The 24,173-nt window shown below is 75.4% G+C and carries 19 protein-coding genes; 9 read left to right on the plus strand and 10 right to left on the minus strand.

The features are described from left to right. Positions 1-198 precede the first annotated feature (198 nt). Entirely contained in the window at positions 199-1,047 is an 849-nt protein-coding gene (locus tag ACIBQZ_RS36285) for a LysR family transcriptional regulator (protein WP_396093400.1), read from the minus strand. A gap of 94 nt (positions 1,048-1,141) precedes the next feature. Between ACIBQZ_RS36285 and ACIBQZ_RS36290 the strand changes: the two genes are divergently transcribed. Further along, on the plus strand, positions 1,142-1,873 hold the full coding sequence (locus tag ACIBQZ_RS36290; protein WP_396093401.1) for an SDR family oxidoreductase: 732 nt from the start codon (positions 1,142-1,144) through the stop codon (positions 1,871-1,873). Positions 1,874-1,875: 2 nt separating this feature from the next. On the opposite strand, the gene ACIBQZ_RS36295 is transcribed toward ACIBQZ_RS36290, so the two are convergent. Beyond that, complete coding sequence (locus ACIBQZ_RS36295; protein ID WP_396093402.1) at positions 1,876-3,141, minus strand: vanadium-dependent haloperoxidase; 1,266 nt, start codon at positions 3,139-3,141, stop codon at positions 1,876-1,878. A gap of 245 nt (positions 3,142-3,386) precedes the next feature. On the opposite strand from ACIBQZ_RS36295, the gene ACIBQZ_RS36300 reads away from it, so the two are divergent. Continuing rightward, the gene (locus ACIBQZ_RS36300; RefSeq protein WP_396093403.1) at positions 3,387-4,457 is read left to right on the plus strand and encodes a hypothetical protein; all 1,071 of its coding nucleotides are present in this window, start codon (positions 3,387-3,389) and stop codon (positions 4,455-4,457) included. Between the two features lie 10 nt (positions 4,458-4,467). On the opposite strand, the gene ACIBQZ_RS36305 is transcribed toward ACIBQZ_RS36300, so the two are convergent. Further along, complete coding sequence (locus ACIBQZ_RS36305) at positions 4,468-5,748, minus strand: methyl-accepting chemotaxis protein (protein ID WP_396093404.1); 1,281 nt, start codon at positions 5,746-5,748, stop codon at positions 4,468-4,470. Between the two features lie 178 nt (positions 5,749-5,926). Between ACIBQZ_RS36305 and ACIBQZ_RS36310 the strand changes: the two genes are divergently transcribed. From ACIBQZ_RS36310 to ACIBQZ_RS36320, 3 genes are all read left to right on the plus strand, one after another. Then, positions 5,927-6,490, plus strand: coding sequence for an RNA polymerase sigma factor (locus tag ACIBQZ_RS36310; protein ID WP_396093405.1), 564 nt, complete (start codon positions 5,927-5,929; stop codon positions 6,488-6,490). Next, positions 6,487-7,539 carry a hypothetical protein gene (locus ACIBQZ_RS36315; RefSeq protein ID WP_396093407.1) on the plus strand — a complete coding sequence of 351 codons (1,053 nt, stop codon included), beginning with the start codon at positions 6,487-6,489 and terminating at the stop codon, positions 7,537-7,539. Before ACIBQZ_RS36310 ends, ACIBQZ_RS36315 begins: the two co-directional genes overlap by 4 nt. 75 nt (positions 7,540-7,614) lie before the next feature. Then, on the plus strand, positions 7,615-8,802 hold the full coding sequence (locus ACIBQZ_RS36320; RefSeq protein WP_396093409.1) for a glycosyltransferase 87 family protein: 1,188 nt from the start codon (positions 7,615-7,617) through the stop codon (positions 8,800-8,802). Here ACIBQZ_RS36320 and ACIBQZ_RS36325 read toward each other — a convergent pair. The 3 genes from ACIBQZ_RS36325 to ACIBQZ_RS36335 form a co-directional block, all read right to left on the minus strand. Continuing rightward, a complete protein-coding gene (locus ACIBQZ_RS36325; RefSeq protein WP_396093410.1) occupies positions 8,786-9,649 on the minus strand; it encodes a P1 family peptidase in 864 nt (287 codons plus the stop codon). The genes ACIBQZ_RS36320 and ACIBQZ_RS36325 overlap by 17 nt on opposite strands. After that, positions 9,646-10,815, minus strand: a complete 1,170-nt coding sequence (locus ACIBQZ_RS36330; protein ID WP_396093434.1) for an MFS transporter — start codon at positions 10,813-10,815, stop codon at positions 9,646-9,648. Before ACIBQZ_RS36330 ends, ACIBQZ_RS36325 begins: the two co-directional genes overlap by 4 nt. 88 nt (positions 10,816-10,903) lie before the next feature. Beyond that, positions 10,904-11,074: a hypothetical protein gene (locus tag ACIBQZ_RS36335; protein WP_396093411.1), complete on the minus strand. Its 171-nt coding sequence runs from the start codon at positions 11,072-11,074 to the stop codon at positions 10,904-10,906. 279 nt (positions 11,075-11,353) lie between these two features. Here ACIBQZ_RS36335 and ACIBQZ_RS36340 point away from each other — a divergent pair, with 279 nt between their 5' ends. The 3 genes from ACIBQZ_RS36340 (at position 11,354) to ACIBQZ_RS36350 (ending at position 15,190) form a co-directional block, all read left to right on the plus strand. Continuing rightward, positions 11,354-12,376, plus strand: coding sequence for a 5'-3' exonuclease H3TH domain-containing protein (locus ACIBQZ_RS36340; RefSeq protein WP_396093412.1), 1,023 nt, complete (start codon positions 11,354-11,356; stop codon positions 12,374-12,376). Between the two features lie 65 nt (positions 12,377-12,441). Beyond that, positions 12,442-13,806 (plus strand): transaminase, encoded by a 1,365-nt coding sequence (locus ACIBQZ_RS36345; protein ID WP_396093413.1) that lies wholly within the window; start codon positions 12,442-12,444, stop codon positions 13,804-13,806. A 31-nt stretch (positions 13,807-13,837) separates the two neighbouring features. Beyond that, positions 13,838-15,190: a serine/threonine-protein kinase gene (locus tag ACIBQZ_RS36350; RefSeq protein ID WP_396093414.1), complete on the plus strand. Its 1,353-nt coding sequence runs from the start codon at positions 13,838-13,840 to the stop codon at positions 15,188-15,190. A 281-nt stretch (positions 15,191-15,471) separates the two neighbouring features. Here ACIBQZ_RS36350 and ACIBQZ_RS36355 read toward each other — a convergent pair whose 3' ends face one another. Both ACIBQZ_RS36355 and ACIBQZ_RS36360 read right to left on the minus strand, forming a co-directional pair. After that, entirely contained in the window at positions 15,472-16,482 is a 1,011-nt protein-coding gene (locus ACIBQZ_RS36355; RefSeq protein WP_396093415.1) for a LacI family DNA-binding transcriptional regulator, read from the minus strand. Between the two features lie 59 nt (positions 16,483-16,541). Then, entirely contained in the window at positions 16,542-18,704 is a 2,163-nt protein-coding gene (locus ACIBQZ_RS36360) for a penicillin-binding transpeptidase domain-containing protein (RefSeq protein WP_396093435.1), read from the minus strand. 330 nt (positions 18,705-19,034) lie between these two features. Between ACIBQZ_RS36360 and ACIBQZ_RS36365 the strand changes: the two genes are divergently transcribed. Then, a complete protein-coding gene (locus ACIBQZ_RS36365) occupies positions 19,035-21,299 on the plus strand; it encodes a putative bifunctional diguanylate cyclase/phosphodiesterase (protein WP_396093417.1) in 2,265 nt (754 codons plus the stop codon). Here ACIBQZ_RS36365 and ACIBQZ_RS36370 read toward each other — a convergent pair. Then, the gene (locus ACIBQZ_RS36370) at positions 21,280-22,044 is read right to left on the minus strand and encodes a DeoR/GlpR family DNA-binding transcription regulator (protein ID WP_396093418.1); all 765 of its coding nucleotides are present in this window, start codon (positions 22,042-22,044) and stop codon (positions 21,280-21,282) included. The two genes, ACIBQZ_RS36365 and ACIBQZ_RS36370, sit on opposite strands and share 20 nt — an antisense overlap. Positions 22,045-22,184: 140 nt before the next feature. Next, the gene (locus ACIBQZ_RS36375) at positions 22,185-23,945 is read right to left on the minus strand and encodes an alpha/beta hydrolase-fold protein (RefSeq protein WP_396093419.1); all 1,761 of its coding nucleotides are present in this window, start codon (positions 23,943-23,945) and stop codon (positions 22,185-22,187) included. Positions 23,946-24,173: the final 228 nt, after the last annotated feature.

Below are 24,173 nucleotides of genomic sequence, written 5' to 3' on the forward strand. Positions count from 1 at the left end.
ACGGGTCACGGCCCGGACCAACCCGCGAGGCGACGGGTCACGGCCCGGACCAACCCGCGAGGCGACGGGTCACGGCCCGGACCAACCCGCGAGGCGACGGGTCACGGCCCGGACCAACCCGCGAGGCGGCTGCCATCGGGGCGTCGCGGCCCGGATAGCCCAGCGGGGAGGCGGCCAGCGGCCCAGCGAGAAGGGCGGTCAGCGGCGCGTCGCGGCCCGGACCAGCCCCGCGAGGGCCAGGGACCGGCTGTGCGGCGGCCAGGCGATCACCGTGGTCACCGCCGGCGCGTCCGGGACCGGCACCGCGGCCAGGTCCCGGCTCAGCTGGGTCCGGCACGATTCCGGCAGCACCGCCGCCGCCCGGCCGAGCGCGATCAGCTGCAGCAGCTGCGCGTGGTCGCGTACCCGGGGACCGGGACCGTCCGGATAGGCGCCGCCCGGGCCGGGCCAGACCGGCAGCGGCAGGCCGGGCAGCGCCGCGGCCTCGGCCATCCGCAGCTCGGCCCGGCTCGCCGCCGGGTGACCGGCCGGCAGGACCACGACCTGCCCCTCGGTCCGCAGCTCCTCGGTGTCGAAGCCGGTCGTGGAGTCGAACGGCCGGTGCAGCAGCGCCACGTCGGCCCGGCCGTCGCGCAGCAGCCGCTCCTGCTCGCCGATCCCGCACAGCAGCACGTCGACGGCGACCGCGCCGGGCTCGGCGGCGTACGCGTCGAGCAGCTCCGCCAGCAGCTCGGGCGACGCGCCCGCCTTGGTGACCAGGACCAGTCCGGGCCCGCCGGTCCCGGCCAGCGCGGCCCGCCGGGTGCGCCGGCCCGCCGCCTCCACCGCATCCAGGGCCGCCCGCCCCTCGGCCAGCAGCACCGAACCCGCCTCGGTCAGGCTGACGCTGCGGCTGGTGCGTGCCAGCAGCGCCACGCCGAGCCGCCGTTCCAGCTGCCCGATCGCGCGGGACAGCGGCGGCTGGGCGATCCCGAGCCGCTGGGCGGCCCGGCCGAAGTGCAGCTCCTCGGCGACCGCGACGAAGTACCGCAGCTCCCGCGTCTCCATGCCGCCACGGTACCGCCGGACCGATACCCGGCGGGTATCGCTGCCCACCCACACGGTGTTGGTCGTCCGCCGGCCCGCGGCCAGGATCGCAGCTATGAGCGAACAGACGATCGCGCTGGTCACCGGCGCGAACAAGGGAATCGGGTACGAGATCGCGGCGGGCCTGGGCGCGCTCGGGTGGGGCGTCGGGGTCGGCGCCCGCGACCCGGAACGCCGGGAGACCGCCGTGGCGAAGCTGCGCGCGGCCGGCGTCGACGCGTTCGGGGTGCCGCTCGACGTCACCGACGACGCGAGCGTGACCGCCGCCGCGGCGCTGATCGAGGAGCGGGCCGGGCGCCTCGACGTGCTCGTCAACAACGCCGGCGTGACCGGCGGCCGGCCGCAGGAGCCCAGCCGGGTCGACCTCGCAACCGTCCGGACGGTCGTGGAGACCAACGTGCTCGGCGTCATCCGGGTCACCAACGCGATGCTGCCGCTGCTGCGCCGCTCGGCGTCGCCGCGGATCGTGAACATGTCCAGCAGCGTCGGCTCGCTCACCCGGCAGTCCGGCCCCGCCGACGATCTCACGACGGGGCCGGTGGCGGTCGCGTACTCGCCGTCGAAGACGTTCCTGAACGGCGTCACCGTCCAGTACGCCCGGGAGCTGCGGGACACCGGCATCCTGATCAACGCCGCCTGCCCCGGTTTTGTCGCCACCGACCTCAACGGCTTCCGGGGCGTGCGGACCCCCGGGCAGGGTGCGGCCATCGTGATCCGGCTCGCGACCCTGCCCGACGGCGGGACGAGCGGCGGGTTTTTCGAGGACGCCGGCGTGGTGCCCTGGTAGCCCTACCGCTGCCGGTGGAACTCGCGGGCGAGCACGTCGCGGGTCACCCTCGTGCCGACCTCGACACCCTGGACATCGGCGCTGCGGAAGTGCACGCCGGCCCAGATCCGCGCCTCCACGACCTCGGCCAGCGCCTGGGAGAAGCTGGTGAACGTCCGGGTGGTGCCCGAGTCCTGGCTGTAGGCGCTGAACGACAGGTCGTCGCGGCCGAAGAAGGTGCGCAGCGCGAGCATGACCGCCGAGGTCGAGCAGGTGTGCCCGGAGGTGTGGTCCGGGAACGGCGGCGTGACCACCAGCGGCGTCCAGGACGGGTCGGCCGTGGTGGCCGGGTTGCCGTCGGTGTCGGCCAGCGTCACCGCGGTCACCGGGCGCCAGAAGTTCCAGTGCTTCTTCTCGGCGAAGCAGGCGGTCAGGGCGTCCGCGTTGGCGATGTCGGCCATCGCGAACATCCGGGCGGTCTGCAGCGGGCTCAGCCGCCGGCTCTGCGCCAGGTCGCGCTTGATCTGCCACTCGCCCAGCCGCCGGTCGTGCCACCAGCGCGCCGCCTCGGTCTGATCCGCCGTGCGGACCGTGCTGGTTTCCGAGCCGAGGGCCTTGATCTCGGTGAACTCGCGCACCCAGGCGGCGCTGCTCAGGGCGGGCGGCCCGGCGGTGCGGTAGCCGGCCGCGTCGTCCACCACGAACGGCTTCAGGTCGGCGAGCCAGGCGCCGTCCTGGGCGTACCCGGGCGGGGTGGGCCGCCACTGCCCGGGCGCGGTGCTGACGTTCCAGGTGCCGGGGCCGAACGCGCCGTCGTCGCGGCGGGCCTCGAGCATCGCCGTGGCGGCCTGCTCGCCCACCGCGATGCCGCCGCGCTTGCCCCGCCCGTCGCGGATCGCCGCCAGCGCCTGCTCGTACTGCGCGGTCAGGGTGGCGGACTGGGCCGGGAACATGTCCAGCAGCACGCGGTAGGCCGCGGCCGCGACGGCGGCGTCGGCCGAGTCGCCGGGCCGGCTGGGCGGGGCGATCAGGTACGGCTGGTACGGCTGGCCGGCGATCGCGTTCACCGCGTCGTAGACGGCCCCCTGGACCATCGCGAAGCTCCGGCCGGTCACGTTGGGCGCCTGCCGGGCCACCTCGTAGATGGCCGTCTGCGCGTGCGAATTCCAGACGATGACGGCGTTGACGGCCGGGGTGTCACCGGCCTGCGCGGCGGCCGGCGTCGGCACCGCCGGCCCGGCGAGTGTCACCACGGCCAGCACGGCCACGGCACGACTTCTCCAGAGCATCGTTCCCCCGTCTGCTCGGTTCGCGCGGCCGGTGTGCCCGGCCGGGTTCAGCCTGCGACCCGGACCGGCCGCCGACAAGTGATCAAAATCGGGAAATGTCTGGGGTATCAGCCTCGGCGTCTTATGGCTCTTTGTCCTCGCTGCGGAGGATGCGTGCTGCATGCTGCACGACCGGTGCCGGCGCGGCACCCGCCGGGACCATGGCTATCATCGGCAGCCACGGACGCCGGTGGAGGTCGACGAGCATGAGCACAGCGCGCTCGCGGTTCGGCCTCGCCGCCGCCCTCGTCGCCGGCGCCGCCCTGCTGGTGCTGCCGGCCGGCGGGAACGCGCAGCCCGCGGCGCCGGTGACCGCGGCGGCGGCCTGGCCCCAGGCGCAGCGCGGCACGGTGCAGGCGAGCCTGCCCGACGGCGCCGCGTACCGGCCCGGCCTCTTCCTGGACGCCCGCACCTCGATCGGCACCGCCGCCACCCCCGACGACCGTTACCTGCGCCTGGTCCGGGTCGGCCCGGACGGCGCGGTCCGGCAGCTGCGCCGGCTGCCCCGCTCCCAGCACCCGTCCTTCCCGGCCCTGACCGTCACCGGCGACGTGCTGGCCTGGGTGGAGAGCACCGACGGCGGCAAGCTGCGGCTGCTGACCGCCGGGCTGGGCGGCACCGGGGCGCCCCGGCAGCTCACCACCGACCTGGGCCGGGCCGAGTTCTACCGGTCCCAGTACGACCTGGTGATCGCCGACGGCCGGGTGCACTGGGTGGCGGCCGACCGCGGCGACGTCACCCAGGTGCGGTCGGTGGCGCTGACCGGCGGCCCGGTGCGGATCCTGCGCCAGCCCGGCACGTGGAAGCTGTCCGCGTACCCGTGGCTGGTCAACGGCGTCAACGACAGCTCCGGCAGCACTCTGCTGCGCGACCTGACCACCGGCCGGGACAGCCCGGTCCGCGATGCCGGCGCCCGGACCATCACCGCGTGCAGCCCGGTCTGGTGCCGGGTGGCCTCGCTGACCCGCGACGGGCAGAACCGGATCGAGCTGATGCGGCCCGACGGCAGCGACCGGGCCCGGATCGCCGGGGACACCGCGGCCACCGTGATCGTCGACGTGGCCCCGCTGGACCGCTTCGAGGTGCTCGCCCGGATCGGCCCCAACTCGGAGCTGACCGGCAACAACGAGCTGATCGCGGTGGAGCTCGCCACCCGGCGCACGGTGACGGTCAGCCCGGACGCGGGCTCGGTGGCCTACCGCAACGGGATGCTCTGGTGGTCGACCGGCAACCTGGACGCCGTGGTCTGGCACGCCCTGGACCTGCGGACGGTCTGACCCGGCCGGGTCAGGCCGAGGCGGTGAGCTGCTCCAGCCCGACGAGCACCTGCCCGGCCGCCACCGTCGCCGCCGCAAGCTGGCGGGTCACCTCGGCCAGCACCACGGCCTGTTCCTCCACCGACGCGGCGATGTCGACCTGGATGGCGTGGATGTCGCCGACCGCACTGGTCGTCGAGTCGAAGGTCGTGGCCACGTCGCCGGTCTGCGCGACGATCGCCTGGATCACCCCGTTGACCCGGTCCACCGACTCGGCCGTCTGCTGGGCCAGCTGCTTGACCTCGTTGGCGACCACGCCGAAGCCCCGGCCCGCCTCGCCGGCCCGGGCCGCCTCGATGGTGGCGTTCAGCGACAGCAGGTTGGTCTGCCCGGCCAGCTGCGCGATCAGCGCGTTGACCTCGGCGATCTCCCCGACCGACGCCTCCAGCGCGCGGACCTTGGCCGCCGCGGTGAGCGCCGTGTCCTTGCCCGCGGAAGCGCTGCCGGCCGCCTCCTGCGACCGGGTGGAGATGTCGCGGACCGCGCCGGCAAGCCCGGCCAGCTCGGTGTCGACCGCGGCGACGGCGGTGATCGCGGCGCGGGCCTGCTCGCCGATGGCCAGCGCGTCGGCCGAGAGCCGCTCGGCCCGGGCCGAGACCTCGGCGGACCGGACCCGGTCCGCGTCGGCCGCGCGGGCCGCGGACTCCTGCTCGGCGCGGACGGTCGCCAGCCGCTGGGCCTCCGCCGCCTCGGCCAGCGCCTCGCCCTCGCGCTCGGCCTGCTCGGCGAAGTGCCAGAACACGATGATGCCGATGACCTCGAGGGCGGCGAGCCCGGCGTGCAGGACCACCTGACCCAGCCCTTCCAGCATCGACATGGGCATGCCGAACACCCGGTGCGGGTGCAGCAGGCCCAGCGAGCCGTGGTGCAGCACCACGATCACCACGGCCCAGAGCAGCGGTGTCCACTGCTGGTAGAGCGCGACGAAGATGAGCACCGCGTACAGGTGGATGTGCATGGCCATCTCGCCGCCGGACAGCTCGATGGCCGCGAAGGTGCAGGCGATCAGGCCGATGCTCGCGGCCGAGGCACGGGCTCGCGGCGCGGGCAGCACGGCGGCGGCCACGGCCAGCACGACGATGCCGGCGGGCACGGCGGCGGCCTCCCAGGCCGGCATCGGCCCGAGCAGTCCGAGCAGGACCAGCGCCGGCACGTGCAGCCACAGCAGCCTGGTGACGATGCGGTGTCGGGCGGCCCAGGACTCCTCGGAGAGCCGGGCGCCACGCGGGAGCCGATCGGCAAGCGTTGCCATGGCACCATTCTCCGGTCCGGGCCGCGCCGCGGAGCCGATTTTGGAATTTCGCCCCGGCGCAGGTCAGCGCGGTTCCCGCGGCGGCGCCGGAAAAGAAGTCGGCCGATCCGGTAACCGGAGCGCGCCGGCCGGACCTGAACCGGACGACGAGGCGGCGCGACGAGGGGAGAGGGCCGGCGTGAGCGACGAGGAGGAGTTCACGGCGATGTTCCGCCGGCACTACCCCCGTGTGCTGGCGTTCGTGTCGCGCCGTACCGACCAGGCCCGGGCCCACGACGTCGTCGCCGACACCTTCGCCACGGCCTGGCGGCACTTCGGCCGGCTGCCGGGCGAGCCGCTGCCGTGGCTCTACCGGGTCGCCCGCAACAGTCTGGCCAACGAGGAGCGGGCCGCCCGGCGCCGGCTCCGGCTCACCGAGCGGATCGCGGGCGGGGGCGTGCCGCCGGCACCCGACCATGCCGTCTCGGTGGTCGCCGACGCCGGGTTGCGCGAGGCGCTGGGCCGGCTGTCCCGGCCCGACCGGGAGGCGTTGCTGCTGATCGGCTGGGAGGGGCTGAGCCACGACGCGGCCGCGCACCTGCTCGGCTGCACCGCCGTGGCGTTCAAGGTGCGGGTGCACCGGGCCCGGCGCCGGCTGGCCCGGCTGCTCGAGGCGGCGGACCGGGACCAGGACCAGGCGCCGCCGGCGCCCCGACCGTACGAGTTGCACAGTGCCGCGAGCCCGAGGGGAAAGTCCGCATGACCGACCAGGACGCCATGGCCCGGCTGGCCGCCGCCAACCCCGTGCCCGACACCGAGCTGGCCGGCGCCGCGACCTCGCCGCGGGCGCTCTCGCTGCACCGGGCCGTGCTGGCCCAGCCCCGCCGCCGCCTGACCCTGCCGCCCGCGCCGCGATGGCGGTACGCGCTGGTCCCGGCCGCGCTCGCCGCTGTGGCGGCGGCCGCGTTCATCGTCGTGCACCGCGGTCCCCCGCCGCGGCCACCGGCGGTGACCAGCGTCGCCACCCCGCAGTCGATCCTGTCGGCGGCCGCGGCCCGGGCCGGGCAGGAGGGCCGGCGCGGGCAGTTCGTGCTCGCCACCGGCAGCGTCGCCCGGGTCGTGCACCTCGGCGCCGGGCCGGGTTACGACGTGATCCGGGTCGACTCCGTCCAGAGTGTCCAGCCCGCGGACGGCCTGCCGGGCGAGGGCTGGGTGACCATCGGCGAGCAGGGCTCGAGCGTCCGGCCGCTGACCGCCGCCGGCGCCGCCGCGTACGCCTCCGACGGCTCGCCCGGCCCGGCCGAACTGCCCGCCGACGACGACCGGGGGCTCCACCCGGACCTGGCCGGCGACCAGGCGTTCGCGGGTGAGCTGGGTGAGCTGCCCGACGATCCGGCCGCCACCGGGCCCGCGATGCTCGCCTGGCTGGCCGAGGCCGGGCTGACCACCCCGGCGGACCCGCAGGGCTGGCTGTTCCGCACCGGCACGAAGCTGCTCGACACGTTCACCGGCCGGGCCGGCGGCGCGGACCGGGCGAAGATCTTCCGGATGCTGGCCGGGCTGACCGGGGTGCGCACCCTGGACGCCGGCGCGGATCCGCTGGGCCGGCCCGCGCGGGCGCTGGCCTACACCGCGCCGACCCAGCGGTACGGCCTGGTCGAGTGGCAGGTGTACCTCGGGCCGGACTCCGACCGGATCACCTACACCCAGGCCGTGGTGCGGCAGCCGGGGCCGGACAACGCCGGCCTGCCCGCCGGCGCCGTGCAGTACAGCACCGCCGTCACGGCGGTCGCCTGGAGCGACAAGCCCTAGAACCCTGTCCGGTCCCGCCGTCGCGCCCCCGCGCCGATCGGCCGGTTCCTGCTGCCCCGACCCCGGGAGACCCCTGTGACGCTGCTCGCCGAGCCCGCGCCCCGCACCCGCCGGCGCTGGGTCCGTACCCTCGTGATCTGCGGCCTGGCCGCGCTGCTCGGCCTGGCCGTGCGCGCCTTCGCCGCGCACTACCGGTTCTTCGACATGGTGATCTATCACGACGCGATCCGCTGGTGGGGCAACGGCGGCGAGCTGTACGACTACGCCGCGCCGGTCCGCGGCGAGCTGGGCTTCACCTACCCGCCGTTCGCCGCGTTCGTGCTCCAGCCGGTGGCCCGCGTCCCGGCGGAGACGGCGGGCTGGCTGAACGCCGTCGGCAGCGTGCTGGCGCTGACCGTGGTGCTGGCGGTGCTGCTGGCCCCGATCGCCGCCCGGCACGGCCGCCCGCCGCGGCACGTGCTCGCGGCCGCCGTGCCGCTCGCGCTCTGCACCGAGCCGGTCCGTCAGACGCTCGGCTTCGGTCAGGTGAACCTGTGGCTGTTCGCCCTGGTCGTGCTGGATCTGCTGGTGCTCGGCCGCGCCGGGTCGCGGTGGGCCGGCGCCGGCGTCGGCATCGCCACCGCGATCAAGCTCACCCCCGGGCTGTTCATCGGGTACCTGCTGGTCACCGGGCAGTGGCGGGCGGCGCGCACCGCGACGCTGACCACGGCCGGGCTGACCGTGGGCGCGTTCCTGCTGGCCCCGGCCGAGTCGCTGCGCTACTTCGGCGACCTGCTGTGGCAGACCGAGCGGGTGGGCGCCGCGGCCGCGCTGACCAACCAGTCGCTGAGCGGCCTGCTAGCCCGGCTGGCCGGCACGGTGTCGGCGCCGGCCGGCTGGTGGCTGACCGGCTGCGCGGTGGTCCTGGTGGTGGGCCTGCGCCGGGCCCGGCTGGCGCACGCGGCCGGGGACGAGCCGGCCGCCCTGACCCTGACCGGCCTGACCGCGAACCTGGTGAGCCCGATGTCCTGGACCCACCACCTGGTGTTCCTGCCGGTCGCGGCGCTCCTGCTGGCCGATCTCGCGGCCCGGCGCCGCGATCCGCTGCCGGCGGTGGCCGCGGCCACGGTGTACGCCCTCAGCGTCGTGTCCCCGATCTGGCTCACCGCGGCCGGCCCGGGTGGCATGCGCACGGTGCTCCTGCAGAACACGTTCACGCTGATGCTGCTGGCACTGGTCGCGCTGCTGCCGTGGCGGGAGCCCGCCCTCAGGCCGGTGGCATGACGGCGGCGCGCACAGCGGCGGCGACAGTGTCGACGGCGACCGCGCGCAGCAGGTCAAGATCGGCGTCCACCGTGGAGCCGCCGGTCGCCAGGGCCACCACCGCGTCGCCGTCGTACCGGGAGTGGGCCGGGTGGATCGCGCGGGCGAAACCGGTGTGACCGCTCTGGGCCAGCAGGTAACAGTCGTTCTTGGACAGCCGGGCGTCGGTCAGCACGACGCCGACCGTGGTGTTCTGCATCCCGTACGCGGGCTCGGGCCGGACGGGCCCGGCGGCGCCGCCGAACACGGGCTCGCCGTCGCGGCCGATGACGTCACCCCAGGCGTTGACGGCGACGACGGCCGCCACCCGGGCCGCGCCCGCCGTCCGCTCGGCCCAGCCCAGCCCGCCCGGGTCGGTGCGGCCGCGCCACTTGCCCGTCGCGGCGCCCGTGCCGGCGCCGGCCCGGCCGGAGGCCAGCGCCACGCCGGAGTACGCGGCCAGCACGGCGGCGCGCCCGCTCGCCGCGTCGGGCGGGCCGGTCCGCACCGAGCCGTCGAAGATCGACATGCCGACGACGATCGGCACCGGGCCGGCCGGGGTGGGGAAGCCGCTGCCCCGCTCGCGGAGCAGCGCCATCACCCCGTCGGCGGCGGCGAGCCCGAACGCGGACCCGCCGGAGAGCACCACCGCGTCCACCCGGTCGACCAGCCGGGTCGGTTCGAGCAGCGCGAACTCCCGGGTGGCCGGCGCGCCGCCGCGGACCTCCCCCGAGCCGACCGTGCCGGCCGGCGGGAGGATCACCGTGACGCCGGTGCCGGATCCGGTCCAGTGCCCGGCCCAGGCGGACAACAGCTGCGGTTCGCTCATCGCCCCATTCTCCCCCGCGGTCGCGCCACCAGGGCCAGGGCCATGATCAGGTACGGCAGCGCCAGCACCGCGAAGGCGACCCCGTGGCCGGCCCCGGTGGCGAGCAGGGCGTAGCCGCCGTACACGGCGATCGTGCCGAGGTCGGTGGCGGTGCCGGCCAGCGAGGTCACCGTGGCCCGGGCAGCGCCGGTGATCCGGGCCTGCAACCGGGCGTCGGCCAGCACCGTGGCCAGCTGGAAGCCGCAGAACCCGGCCGCCACCGCCACGAACCCGGCCGGCCGGGCGAGCAGGGCGCCGGCGCCCAGCGCCAGGGCGGACCCGGCGAGCAGCACGGCGTACCCCCGGTCGGTCAGCCGCTCACCCAGCGGGGCGAGCAGACCGCCCACCGTGACCCCGGCCCAGAGCAGCAGGAGCAGCGCCGGCACCGTCTCGCGGGCGACACCGGTCTCCTCCGCCAGCAGCGGGGTGTACTCGTCCAGCGCGCCCCACACCGCCGTCACCACCGCGAGCAGGACGACGGCGGCCCGGACCGCACCGTCGGCGCGGACCTCGGCCAGCCCCGCGAGCAGGCTCGCCGCCCAGCCGAGGTCGTCATCGTCATCGTCGTCCCCCGCGCCCGCGGCTCCGCGGTGCTCGGGGAAGGTGGTGGCGACGGCCGCGGCGAGCAGGCAGGCCAGGATGCTGGCCGCGCCGATCGCCGGGTAGCCGCCTGCGGCCAGCACCGGGCCGGCCAGCACGGTGGAAACCAGCACCCCGATGGTCTCGGCCGTCCGGGCCCGGCCCATCACGCGGGCGTAGCGGCCGGCCGCGCCGAGGCGGTCGAGCTCGCTGAAGACCAGCGCCTCCAGGGCACCGGAGCTGAGCGCGCCGCCGGCACCCCAGAGCAGGAAACCGGCCGCGAAGGCCGGATACGACGGGGCCAGCACCCAGAGCGCGAATCCGGCCGCGGCCAGCAGCGGCGCCAGGCACAGCAGCAGCCGCCGGGAGACGGCGTCGGCCCAGGCGCCGGAGGGAACCTCCAGCAGGGTGCTGCCGGCCGACCAGAGCACGAACAGCGAGGAGATCTGCCCGACCGACAGGCCGGTGTCGGCGAACAGCAGCGCGTACACCGGGTAGAACACGACAAGATCACCCAGGAACGCGTACGCGTACAGGGTGGCCGCCAGCCGGCGGTCGTTACCGGAGGGTCACCATCGCCAGGTCATGCGGTGATGGTAGGCGCGGCGGTCCGGGGGCCGCCACGCCTTTTCCGGTTCAGACCCCGCCGCGCAGCCGGTCGGCCGCGTCCGGCTCGGTCTCCTGCGCTCCCGGCACCAGCAGGCCGAAGAACACCATGACGAACAGGGCGGCCCAGCCCCACCAGGGCACGCCCAGGCTCGCGATGCCGGCCATGATCGCGGCGGTGATGTCGGCGGCGGCGGCCATGGCAGCTCCTCTGTTCCGGGGTTCGGCCCCGACAATCGGACGGCCCGCGCCGCAGCTGAGGCTTTTCGCGCGGATCGGCCGGCACTGCGAGCCGCTGGAGACGCGGCCGGACGGGCGGGCCCGGGTGCGGGTCGCGGCCCCGATGGCGCTGTCCATCGCGGAGCGGCCGGCCGGCTGGGGCGCCGCCGTGCCGGTGCCGGAGCCCGCCGCGGTCCGGGCCGAGCTCACCGGCCGGGTGCGGCCCTCGTCGCGCGGTACGGTCCGGCATAGGCTGTCCGGGTGTCGCCCCCGGCCCCCCTGCTGCTCGTCCTGGACGGCAACAGCCTGTTGCACCGCGCCTACCACGCCGCGGCGATGGAGGGGCTGCTGGACCGGGCCGGCCGGCCGGTGTGGGCGCTGCGGGGACTGGTCGGCTACCTGGCCCGGGCCGCCGCGCACCTGCGCCCCGACGCGGTGGTGGTCGGCTTCGACTGCCCGCGGGAGTCGGCCCGGCGCACCGAGTATCCGGGTTACAAGGCGCACCGCCCGGACAAGCCGGCGGACCTCAGCGAGCAGATCGCCGGCGCGCCCGCGCTGCTGAGCGCGGCCGGCGTCTGCACGGTCGTGCCACCCGCCTACGAGGCGGACGACGTGCTGGCCAGCTCTGCCGCGCACGCCCGGGAGAACGGCTGGCGCTCGGTGCTGATGACCAGCGACCGGGACGCGTTCGCGCTGATCGACGAGCACACCTCGGTGCTGCGGGTGCGCAACGGCGGCTTCGACGAGGCCGTGCTGGTCGACCCCGAGGGCCTGCTCGCGCTCTGCGGCGTACGGCCGGAGCAGTACCGCGACTACGCCGCCCTGCGCGGCGACCCGTCCGACAACCTGCCCGGCGCGCGCCGGTTCGGCGCGGCCACCGCGGCCCGGCTGCTGGCCGCCTTCGCCACCGTCGACGCCGCCTGGGCCGCCATCGACGCGGGCGACGCGCAGGCGGTCCGCGAGGTGGTCGGCGCCCAGTGCACCGACGAGCTGGGCCGGCCGGAGACCCGGGCGCTGGTCGAGCGCAACCGCCGGCTCATGCGGATGCGCGCCGACCTGCCGATGCCGGGCCTGCACCGGGCCCGGCTGCCGCTGCGCCTGGGCGACATGCGCGCCGTCCTGTCCGGACGCGGCATCAACTTCGGGCCGTCGCTGTGGGCGCTGACCGGCGGGGTCCCGCCGGTGGTGGTCACCGAGCCGATGCCGGAGCTGCAACCCTGGAAGCTGCGCGGCGGGCTGACCGGCCGGCGCGATCCCACCCCGGGCCAGCTTGCGCTCTTCTGAGCCGCGGTCCGGAATCGGTCGTCCGGCCGGTCGTTGCCCGCGTGGATCATTGGTAGCGTCGCGCCATGCCGACGGATTCCATCGACCGCGCCCGCTTGCAGACCCTGACGGAGCGCGAGCGGGCCGCCTTCGCCGACCGGCACCCCCGGTCCGCGGCGGCCTACGCCCGCGCCGACCACCTGTTCGGCCGGGTGCCGATGACCTGGATGAACAAGAGCGCGGCCGGCTACCCGGTCTACCTCGACCGGGCCCGCGGGGCCCGGCTCACCGACATCGACGGCCACGAGTACGTGGACTTCTGCCTCGGTGACACCGCCGCGATGGCGGGCCACTCCCCCGCGCCCGTGGTCGCCGCGGTCACCCGCCGACTGGCCGACCTGGGCGGCGCCGGCACGATGGTGCCGACCGAGGACGCCGCGCTGGTCGGCGCCGAGCTGAGCCGCCGCTTCGGGCTGCCCGCCTGGAGTTTCGCGCTCACCGCCACCGACGCCAACCGGTGGGCGATCCGGCTGCTGCGCGCGGCCACCGGCCGCCCCCGGATCCTGGTCAACAGCTACTGCTACCACGGCTCGGTGGACGAGTCGCTGATCGTGGTCGGCCCGGACGGCCGCCCGCGCAGCCGCGAGGGCAACGTCGGCGCCCCCGGCGACGTGACGCTGACCAGCCGGGTCGCCGAGTTCAACGACCTGGACGGGCTGGCCCGGGAGCTGGCGCACGGCGACGTCGCGGCGGTGCTGATGGAGCCGGCGCTGACCAACATCGGCATCGTGCTGCCCGAGCCCGGCTACCTCGCCGGGGTCCGGGCACTGACCCGCGAGCACGGCACGTACCTGGTCAACGACGAGACGCACACGTTCTCCGCCGGGCCCGGCGGCGCGACCGCCGCCTGGTCCCTGGACCCGGATGTGATCACCATCGGCAAGGCCATCGGTGGCGGCATCCCGATCGGCGCGTACGGGCTGAGCGCCGAGCTCGCCGCGCGGCTGGCCGGGCGCACCGACCTCGACCTGATCGACATGGGCGGGGTCGGCGGCACGCTGGCGGGCAACCCGGTGTCGATGGCCGCCACCCGGGCGACGCTGGAGGAGGTGCTCACCGCCGCCGCGTTCGGCACGATGACCGAGGTGGCCGGGGCGTTCGCCGACGGCATCCGCAAGATCATCGACGGGTACGCGCTGCCCTGGTCGGTGGCCCAGCTCGGCGCTCGGGTGGAGTACCGCTTCACCGCCCCGGCGCCGCGGACGGGCACCGAGTCCGCCGCGAGCGCCGATCCGGAGCTGGCGGACTTCCTGCACACATACCTGATCAACCGGGGGGTGCTGCTGACGCCGTTCCACAACATGGCGCTGATGTGCCCGGACACCACGCCGCGCGACGTCGCCCGCCACCACGAGGTGTTCGCCGCGGCCCTGGACGACCTCACGAGTTGACACGTCGCGTGCGCTGGGCGAGTGTTCCGAGATGAGCGACGACTGGCCGGCGGCGGGCACCCTCCTGGCGTTCCGCTACCGCCTGGTCTCGCGCCTGGAGACCGGCGGGATGGCCGAGATCTGGCACGCCCAGGACGAGCTGCTGGCCCGCCCGGTCGCCCTCAAGCTGCCCACCGGCCTCGACCGGGCCCGCGCCGACGTGCTCCAGCTGGCCTGGCGCGAGGCCCGGATGGGGGCCCGGCTCTCGCACCCCGGCATCGCCGCGGTGCACGACTACGACGAGGCGGTCCGGCCGGACGGTTCGGTGGCGCCGTTCGTGGTGATGGAGCTGCTCGGCGGCGAGACCCTGGCGGCCCGGCTGGTGCGCGGGCCGCTGCCGTGGCGGGAGGCCGCCACCATCGGCGCCGCGGTGGCCGAGGCGCTGGCCGCCGCGCACACCAGCGGCGTCGTGCACCGCGACGTCAAGCCGGGCAACGTGATGCTGACCCCGACCGGCGTCAAGATCCTCGACTTCGGGATCAGCGCGGTCACCGGCGAGCCGGACGACGACGAGACCGGGGCGACCTTCGGGACCCCGGCGTACGTGGCCCCGGAGCGCCTCGACGGCAAGCCCGCGGAGCCGGCCACCGACGTGTACGGCCTCGGCGTGCTGCTGTACGAGATGGTCACCGGGCAGCCGCCGTACCCCGTGGACACCTGGGAGGAGCTGGCCCAGGCCCGCGCGGGCGGCACGGCGGCACTGCCGGCCACGCTGCCGCCGGCGTTCCGGGAGCTGGTGTGCCGGTGCCTGGTCGACGAGCCGGACCGCCGCCCGGCCGCCGCCGAGGTCAACGAGATCCTGACCGAGCTGGCCGAGCCGGAGCAGCCCGCGCCCGCGGAGCCGGCCGGCGCGGGCGGCACCCGGCGCTCCGGACGGCGGCGGCTGGTGCTCTGGTCCGGGCTGGTGGCCCTGGCCGTGTCCATGCTGGCCGTGTTCGCGTCGCTGGGCACGTCACGGCAGACCGAGGACGCCGGCCGGGCCCCGGCGACCGCCCAGCCGCCGGCCAGCCCGTCACCCGCACCCCGCGCGACGACGGCGTCCGTGACCCCGCGATCGGCGGCCACCCCGGCCGCGCCGCTGGACGTCGACGTGGCGCTGGCCCGGGTCCGCTCGGCGATCGAGGCCGGCCGGGCGCAGGGGCAGATCCGGCCGGACGTCGCGGTCGACCTGCTGAACCTGCTCGGGACGCTGGGCCGCGCGGACGGCCGGCAGGCCGAGGAGCAGGTGAGCGAGCTGCGCCGCAAGCTGCGCGACCGGGTCAGCGAGGGCAGTGTGGACGCCGGCCGCGCCGAGGTGCTCCGGGACCGCCTGGCCGACCTGGACCAGGCGGTCGGCTCCGGCTGACCCTGCGGGCCGGCGCTCCGGGCCGGCGCTCCGGGCCGGCGCTCCGGGCCGGCGCTCCGGGCCGGCGCTCCGGGCCGGCGCTCCGGGCCGGCGCTCCGGGCCGGCCTGGCCGAACGACGAGCCGGGCGGGACCGGCCGGGCGGGACCGGCCGGGCGGGACCGGCCGGGCGGGACCGGCGGGGCGAGCGGGACCGGGCGAGCGGGCGGCTCCGGCTGGCCCGCCGGCCGGCTTTCCGGGCCGGGCGGGTCTGGCGGGCGGGACCGGGCGGGCGGGGCGGCGGTCAGGCTGAGCCGCGGACGACCAGGCGGGTGCTCAGCACCGGGCCGCCCGGGCCCGGGTCGGCGCCGTCGATCTTGGCCAGCAGCAGCCGGACCATCTGCCGGCCCATCTCCTCGATCGGCTGGTGCACGCTGGTCAGCGGCGGGTCGGTGTGCCGGGCGATGACCGAGTCGTCGAAGCCGATCACCGCGATGTCGCCCGGCGCGACCAGCCCGCGCTCGCGCATCGCCCGCAGCGCGCCCGCGGCCATCATGTCCGAGGCGGCGAAGACGGCGTCGACGCCGGGGTGCCGGTCGAGCAGCCGGTGCATCGCCGCCGCGCCGCTCTCCTCGCTGAAGTCGCCGTGCTCGACGATGCCCTCGCCCACCACGTCGCGGTAGCCGTCGAGCCGGGCCACGCCGGGCGCCATGTCCATCGGCCCGGTGATGGTGGCGATCCGCCGCCGCCCGGACCGGCGCAGATAGTCGACGGCCTCGCGGGCGCCACCACGGTTGTCGGCGTCCACGAAGCAGCCCTGCTCCGCCTGGGTCGGCCGGCCCGCGCGGACCGTGGCCACGCCGCGCTGCTCCAGTTTCGACAGCAGGTTGTCGGTGCCGTGCAGCGACAGCAGCAGGGCGCCGTCGACGTGCTGGCGGGTCAGGTAGCCCTCCAGGCGTTCCCGCTCCGGCTCCGACTGGGAGATCATCAGGACCATCTGCAGGTTGCGTTCCACCAGCACGGACGCGATCGACTGGACGATCCGGCCGAAGAACGGCTCGGCGAAGAACCGCTCGCCGGACTCGAAGATGACCAGCGCGATCGAGTCGGTCCGCTGGGTCACCAGGGTGCGGGCGGCCCGGTTCGGCACGTACCCGAGTTCCGCGATCGCGTCCTCGACCGCGGCCTTGGCACCCGGGCTGACCTGCGCCGACCCGTTGACCACCCGGGACACGGTGCCGCGGCCGACACCGGCCCGCTCCGCGACCTGGTCGAGGGTCGGGCGTCCGGTGGATCGGGACCGATCGGTGGTCATCGGGCCTCCCCCTCAGCCTTCCTGGACACGCCTCGCCAGCCACAACTTACCTTGCGGGATCACTCGAACGACGGAGGGCGGGCCGTCGAGGGCGGCACCCGGTACCGGCTCAGGGTCAGACCCATGATGCTGCTGAACACCGGGGCCGCCACTTCACCCCCGGCGCCCCGCGGCACCGCGGCGGAGACGGCGACCACGTAGCGGGGCGCCTCGGCCGGGGCCATGCCGATGAACGAGACCGCGTTCGCGCTGGTGTACCGGCCGTCGACGAGCCGGTCCAGGGTGCCGGTCTTGCCCGCGACCCGGTAGCCGGGCACGGCCGCGCGGCGCCCGGTCGCGCCGGGGAGCACCACCACGGCCTCCAGCATGGTCCGCACCTCGGCGGCCACCTCCGGGCTGAGCACCCGGTGGGTCCGGGGCGCCGGGCCCGGGGTCACCGTGCCGTCGGCGGCGACGGCGGACTGCACCAGGCGCGGTGCGACGTACACGCCGTCGTTGGCGATGGCCGCGTAGCCGGCGGCCATCTGCAGCAGTGTCGCGTCCACGCTGGCGCCGATCGGCACCGAGCCGGTGGCCGAAGGGCTCCACTGTGGCGGGGCCAGCAACCGTCCCGCACTCTCCCCCGGCATCCCCTCTCCGGTGGTGGCACCCAGCCCGAACCGCCGCTGATAGTCGAAGATCCGCTGCGGGCCGAGCCGGTCGGCGACCGCGATCGTGCCGACGTTCGACGAGTACGCGAGCACCTCCGGGATCGTCAGCCGGGTGCCGGCCGGTTGCGGGTGCTCGTCGGCGAACGGCGTACCGCCGCGCACCAGCGGACCGCCCGCCGGCACCGTGGTGTCCGCGGTGATCACGCCCTCCTGCAACGCCGCGGCGACCACGAACGCCTTGTGCGTGGAACCCGGTTCCGCGGCGACGCTGCTGGCCACGTCCGCACGCTCGGCGGGCTCGAGGTCCAGCGGCTTCGCCGCGTTGAAGCCCGGACAGCTCGCCTGGACCAGCACCTCGCCGGTCCGCACGTCGAGCACCACCGCGGCGCCGAACGCGGCCGCCGCCCGCGCCAGCGTCGGGCACAGCGCCCGCTGGGCCTGGAACTGCAGGTCCCGGTCGATCGTCAGGTGCAGGGTCGCGCCCGGGCGCGCGGGGGTGAGCCGGTGGTAGCCGCTGGGGATCTCCTTGGCGAGCCGGCCGTCGTCGACCTGGGGGTTGCCGCGCTCGTGCACCAGCCGGCCGTCCCGGCCGCGCAGCACGTCGTCGTACCGGGCCTCCAGGCCCTCCAGCCCGGTACGGTCCTCGCCGGTGAACCCGATCAGGTTGCTGGCCAGGTCGGCGCCGGAGGAGTCCCGGCGCTCGTCGCGGCCGGTGCCGATGCCGGCCAGCCCGAGGTCGTCGACGCGCCGGGCGAGCGGGATGTCCACGCCGCGGGCCAGGTACTCGAAGCGGGAGTCGGCGCCGCTGGGCCGCTTCTGCCGGGCCATGAGCCGGGTCAGCCGCGACGGCGCGATGCCCAGCAGCGGGGAGAGCCGGGCGGCCGCGGCCGGGGCGTCCTCGATCAGCTGCGGGTCGGCGTACACGTACCGTGCCTCCACGCTGCGGGCCAGCACGGCCCCGGACCGGTCCACGATGCTGCCGCGCGCCGCGGGCAGTTCGATCTCCACGAGCCGGCTGCGCTGCTGCGCCAGCAGCAGGTCCACCTCGGCGGGCGACTGGCCCACCTGCAGCACCACCAGCCGCACCCCGATGGCGGTGAACAACGCGAGCGAGAAGACGGTGGCCAGCCGGATCCGCCGGCGACTGCCGGCCGGCCGGGCCGGCCCGGGAGCGGGGGTACACCGCACCGGGGCGGGCGCCGGCTCGCGGGCTCCCCGCTGCCGGGGCGGAACGGACCGCCGCTGCCCCACCGGAGAAAGCCGCTGCCCCACCGGAGAAACCGGGTCCGACCCACCGGAGGCCCGCGCGCCCGACGTCGACCGGTCCGAGCCAGGCCGGGCCGGGGTTACCGCATCCACGCCGGGCAGGGGCGCAACACGCGAACGCGGCCGGACCGGCGCCGTCACAGCCGTGTCCGGCGGGAGCGCTCCACGCGAACGCGGCCGGACAGGGGCCGGGGCAGCCGCGCCCGGCGGGAGCGCAACACCCGAGCCCGACCGGACCGGGGCTGCCCCATCCGAGGCAAGCGACGGCGCCGGGGCCGAGCCATCCGAGGCCGGGGCGGGCGGGATCGGGGCCGGGCCGGGGCCGGTGGGGCGGCGGCCGGCGCGCGGCGCACCGAGCAGGTCCAGCGCGTCGCGCAGCGGGTCCCCCGCGCCGCCCCGGGGCGCGGCCCGGTCGCGCGGGACGTACGGGCGGTCGCGGGGCATGGCGGCGGTCCCTCGCATCAGCGGCGTTGACGAAAGGGGGATCTTGTCAGATCGACGCGCGCCGCTGGGGCAGCCGCGCGGGAGTGTCGGCCACGGCGCCGCGGCGAAAAACAATTCCGCGCTTTGTCTCCGGAGTCGGGCCGGACCGTCCGACATAAGGGCGTGCAGCAATGGGCCGGATCCGACGCCTCCGTGGCGCATTACCATGCCCGGCAGGTCCGACTCGATTTGTGGATCATCGCCGCGCTCACTCTGATGGGGGCGATCCGGGTCCAGGTCGCCTGGGCGCCGGAGTACCGGTGGTGGCTCGTCCCGCTCGCGTTGAGCATCGTCGTGCTGCTCGCCGCCAGCGCCCTGCCGTGGCCCCGGATCCTGCGCCGTCCCGGCGTGCCCGCCGGGCTCACCGCCTGGTACGCAGCCAGCCTGGCCGGCGTCTACGTCTTCAACCTGTTCGACGACGACGGCCTGGCGATCTACCCGGCCGGCGCCATCGTGGTCGTGGTGGCCGCCTCCGCGCTGCTCAAGCCCGGCACGACCGTCGGCCTGGGGCTGTTCGCCCAGGCCGGCTACCTCCTGCTCGCGGTCACCGCGGCGCAGCCGAGCCCGGTGCTGGTGGCCTCCCTGTCGATGGTCCTGACCGTGGTGATCGGGCTGTGTGTGCTGACCGCGCACAGCCGCCGCCAGCAGGAGACCGAACGCGCGGTCGCCGAGCGCCGCAGCGAGGCGATGCTGGAGAACGGCTCGGACGCCGTGCTCGCCCTGGCGGACGGCCGGGTCGTGTTCGCCAGCTCGTCGTCCGGCCGGGTGCTGGGCCGGGACGCCTCGAAGTTCGGCACCGAGGACCTGGTCGCGATGACCCACCCCGACGACCTCGCCCCGGTGACCGCCTGGATGGTGGAGCTGAGCGCGGCGGCGCCCGGGCACACCGCCCGGATCGACTCGCGCTGCCTGCACACCGACGGCCGCTGGATCAACGTGCAGGTGACCGGCACCAACCGGCTGCACGACCCGCACGTCGCCGCTGTCGTGCTCACCATCCGTGATGTCAGCGAGCAGAAGGCGCTGGAGGGCGAGCTCACCCGGCAGGCGTTCCAGGACGCGCTGACCGGGCTGCCCAACCGGTCCCTGCTCCGCGACCGGATGAACCAGGCGGTCGCCCGCAACCTGCGCAGCGGCGGCCGGGTGGAGCTGCTGCTGGTCGACCTGGACGACTTCAAGAAGGTCAACGACACCCTCGGGCACGCGGCCGGCGACGAGCTGATCCGGGCCGTCGCCAGCCGGATGGGCGGCTGTATCCGGCCCGCCGACACGCTGGCCCGGCTCGGCGGCGACGAGTTCGCCGTGCTGGTCGAGGGCCTCGACGACCTGGAGCTGGCGGCGCTGGCCGAACGGCTGCTGGAGATCGTCCGGCTGCCCGTCCGGGTCGGCAACCGCGACCTGGTCACCACCGCCAGCATCGGCATCGCCTCCGCCAAGATCACCCACACCATGACCGAGGCCGACACCCACGAGCTGCTGCGCGACGCCGACCTGGCGATGTACGCCGCCAAGACCGCCGGCCGAGACCGCTACGTGGTCTTCGACGAGTCCATGTACGCCGACGCCGTCCAGGAGGCCGAGGCCCGCGTCCGGCTGGAGCAGGCGCTGGCCGACGACGAGTTCGTCGTGCACTACCAGCCGATCGTGGACCTGCCCTCCGGCCGGCTGATCGGCGTCGAGGCGCTGGTGCGCTGGCAGCACCCGGAACTCGGCCTGCTCGCCCCGGACACCTTCATCAGCCTCGCCGAGCAGACCGGCCTCATCGTGCCGCTCGGGCACCGGGTGCTCACCGAGTCGTGCCGGCAGGTCGCCGCCTGGCACCGGGACGTGCCGGGCGCCGAACAGCTGCGGGTGAGCGTCAACCTGTCGGCCCGCCAGTTCCAGCACACGGACCTGGTCGCGGACGTCGCGGGCGCGCTGCGCGACTCCGGCATCGACCCCGGCCGGGTGGTCCTGGAGATCACCGAGTCGCTGCTCATGCAGGACACCGACGCCACCATCCGCACCCTGCACGAGCTGCGTGACCTGGGCGTGCAGATCGCCATCGACGACTTCGGCACCGGCTACTCGTCGCTGTCGTACCTGCGCCGGTTCCCGATCGACATCCTGAAGATCGACAAGGCGTTCATCGACGGCATCGCCACCGATCCGGACGACGCCACGCTGGCCGAGGCCGTGGTGCAGCTGGGCCGGGCGCTGCGGCTGCAGACGGTGGCCGAGGGCATCGAGAACCTCGATCAGCACTCCCTGCTGAGCGCGCTGGGCTGCACGTACGGCCAGGGTTACCTGTTCGCCCGGCCGGCCGGGCCGGTGCAGATCGAGGCGCTGCTGCACCAGTCGCGGGACACCGGCGAGCCGGACGACGACCCGGCCGACTGGTGGAGCACGCCCGAACCGGTCAGCCCGCCGCCAGCATGAGCTCGCCGACGTGCTCGCGCAGCGCCGCCCGGGCCGAGCGGCTCAGCCCGTCGTCGCTGACCAGCACGTCGACGCCGGCCAGCGGCGCGACGGTGGCCACGCCGGTGACGCCCCACTTGCTGTGATCGGCGAGCACCACCACCCGGCGGGCGGCGCGCACCAGCATCCCGTGGGTCTGCGCCTCCGCCAGGTCCGGAGTGGTGCAGCCGGCCCGCGCGGTCATCCCGTACGTGCCGAGGAAGAGCACGTCGAGGTTGATGCCGGCGGCGGTGTGCCGGGCCACCGGCCCGACCAGGGCGTCCGTGGCCGACCGGGTGCCGCCGGTCAGCACCACGGTCCGGTCCGGCCGGCCGGCGCCGTGGAACACGTCCGCGACCGGGATCGAGTTGGTCAGCACGGTCAGGCCGGGCACGTCCAGCAGCTCGGCGGCCAGCAGCAGGGTGGTCGTACCGGCCAGGATGCCGATCGCCTCGCCGGGGCGGACCAGGCCCGCCGCGGCCCGTGCGATGGCCAGCTTCTCCCGCTGCCGGCGCCGTGGGTGCCGGCCGGGGCCGTCCAGGCTGCGGGTCAGCGCGACCGCACCGCCGCGGACCCGGGCGACCAGGCCACGCCCGGCCAGCACCTCGATGTCCCGGCGCGCGGTCACCCCGGAGACGCCTAGGCTGCGGCCCAGATCGGTGATCCGGGCGCCGCCGTCCCGGTTGATCACTTCGAGGATGGTCGCCTGCCGCTGCTGGGGGTACACCGTGATCCGCCCGGCCGCCGTGGTCAGGCGGCCGGGACGGTCAGCGGTACTTCTGCGGTCATGACGCGACGGTAGGCAGGGCGAAAACCGGGGTCAACGCGAGGCGTCCGACAATGTCGCACGCTTTTCGCCGCCGGGTCTCACGGCCAGACGTACGCCGTCCGCGGCGCCCGCGGCTCCCGCGCCTGCCGGTACGGGTGCGCCCGGAACTGCTCGGTGTGCAGGCCGAACGACCGGTCCAGCTTGGGCATCCAGTACGCGTCGTCGTGCCGTCCCGCGCCCAGCTGGTAGTCGTGCCGGATGCCCTTGGCGGCCAGCGCCGTGCTCATCCGCTGGGCGGCGGCGCCGAAGCGGTAGTCGTCCTGATCGCCGCCGTCGAAGTAGTAGGTGTGCCGCCGCAGGTCCGCCACGCTCGCCGCGGTGACCACGGCGATCGGCTGGAGGCTCGCGTTCGCGGCCTGCTCGGCGGGGGTGCCGGCGAGCGGCGCCAGGCTCAGCGCACCCATGTGGCTGGCGATCGAGCTGAACACGTCCGGGTGGGTCAGCCCGAGGGTGAAGGCGCCCTGGCCGCCCATCGAGACCCCGCTGACGCCGCGGTGCTCGCGGTCGGCGATGGTCCGGTACGCCCGGTCCACCAGCGGCACGATCTCCTTGACGATCATCGTACGGAAGTTGCCCACCGAGGTGTCCACGTACCAGCCGCTGTCGCCGTCCGGGAAGACGACGACCGACTCCTCGAGGTCGGCGTCCCGGGTCAGCTTGTCCAGGACGGCGTCCATGTCGCGCGCCTCCCACTCGATGTTGCTGCCGTTGAACCCGTTGAGCAGGTAGACGACCGGGTAGCGCTTCGCCGTGGTGCGGGTGTAACCCTTCGGCAGGTACACGTTGAACTGCACCCGGCGGCCCATCGCGGCGGATTCGTAGCTGTCCCGGAAGAACCGGGAGTGGTCGCCCAGCTCCTGGTCGCGGCGCGGGTCGAGGTAGAGCAGCTCCCGGGTCGGCGGCAGCAGGACCGTGCCGTCGGCGCCGGTCCAGCTGCGGATGGTGTCGACGACCAGGCGGCCCTGCGTGTCGACGAAGAGCTCGGCCTGGCTGTCCCGCAGCGTCGACCGGCCGGGAAAGGCGCGCAGGTCGGCGAGGCGGCGGGCGGCCGTGTCGCCCTGGTGGAAGAAGCCGTCGGCCAGGGTGCCGGCGTAGGCGCGCAGGTCACCCGCGGCCACGGCACGGTGTTGCTTGCCGAGGATGGCGCAGGCGTGGGCGAGCTGGGCCTTGCCGGCCGGCGTACCGGTGATCCCGCCGAGCGTGCGCAGCCGGGCCTTGGAGAACAGGCCGACCGGGCCCTGGTAGAAACCGCCGCCGCCGGTGCCGTCGTAGACACGCACGGCGAGCACGTTGGTGGCGCCCCAGCGCAGCAGCCCGTCCGCCGGGTAGTACTCGCGCGGCACCTCCCAGGTGGAGTCGAAGGCCGGCGGGAAGCCGCCGGTGCGGCCGATCTCCTGGCCGTTGAGGAACGCCTGATCGGCGTCGTCGATCTTGCCGAGGGCGGCGACGACGGCGGAGTCGGTCACCCCGGCCGGGCGCTCGGGCAGCGTGAACGTCCGGCGGTACCAGGCGAAGCCGTCGTAGGAAGACAGCTCGCCGGCGCCCCAGTTGTCCGGCACCGACCAGGCGTCCCAGCCGGTGTCCACGAAGGCCGGGTCGGACCAGGCGGGGTCGTCACCGGTGCGGAACCGCCAGCCGGCGCCGGCCAGGTCCACGCCGAAGTCGACGGAGCCGGTGGTCGCGCAGGAGGTGTCGGCGGGCCGGGTGCCGGCCGTCGCGGCGGCCGGCGCGAGCGCCACGGTCGCGGGGGTGAGCACGAGGAGAAGGGACGCCAGCAGGGCGCGGGGAAGCATCGTCATGAACATGCTCCTAGGTCGAACAAAAACAAACACGAAACACGATGGTCGAACGTTGGCAACAAAACCGCTGCTTGTCAATGGTGATCAGGGCGGACCCAGCACTATGGACGGTAAACACGGCTGACGCATGATGGTGGTTTCTGTCAGATCATGTTCGACAGGACGCGACCAAACGCCGATTCAGGCACCATCGGAAACCTCCACGACATCGCGGCGTTGTTCTGGGAG

It is taken from the genome of Actinoplanes sp. NPDC049599, from assembly GCF_044465625.1.
Classification (GTDB): Bacteria; Actinomycetota; Actinomycetes; order Mycobacteriales; family Micromonosporaceae; genus Actinoplanes.